Genomic DNA, 710 nt, shown 5'->3' with positions numbered 1-710 from the left:
GCTGACTTACAAGACGAAGATAACGACGGTGTGATTAACGCTCGCGACCTATGTCCGGGGACGCCAGCTGGCTCTGAAGTTGACAATGATGGCTGTGGCGAATACATCAAAGCATCTGAGAAAATGCAAGTTCGTGTGCTATTTGCCAACGATTCTGATGAGATCAATCCGGTATTTCGTCGTCAAATTCGTGAGTTGTCCGAGTTCTTGAAGGATTACCCAACGACCTCGATTGAACTACAAGGTTACGCGAGTAAAACCGGTGGTTCAAAACACAATCAAGATCTCTCTGAACGACGAGCGAAAAACGTGCGTGACGCGCTATTAAGTTACGGTATTGAACCAAATCGTGTTCGCATCATTGGTTTTGGTGACACACATCTAGCAGTGCAAGGCACCGATCAGGTAAGCCACGCACTTAACCGCCGAGTGACCGCATCTGTTGTTGGTTACAAAGGTAAAGTTAAAAAAGAGTGGACGATCTTTACGACGCTTCCTCAAGCAGAAAGCTAATCTAAACTTTTACACTCTCACATCGCACTCAGATTTGACAAAAGGAGCTTCGGCTCCTTTTCTTTTCATAGTGGCTTGAAGCCGTATTATGCTTTAGGAATCGGCGCTGTAGTGGTAATCTAGCGGCGTCATAACAATGAGAGTTTTGAAATGAGCAAACTTACATCAGATATCCAAGCAAACCTTGATCTTTTCGT

At 44.9% G+C, this 710-nt stretch carries 1 protein-coding gene; it reads left to right on the top strand.

Going from position 1 to position 710, the window contains the following annotated elements; all coding sequences use genetic code 11:
- The coding region (locus R7Q09_RS25620; RefSeq protein WP_318143874.1) for an OmpA family protein at positions 1-513 on the top strand (513 nt) is incomplete at its 5' end.
- Positions 514-710 lie beyond the last annotated feature (197 nt).

The organism is Vibrio sp. 2130-1 (assembly GCF_033339515.1).
This window is presented reverse-complemented; position numbering and strand designations above follow the sequence as displayed.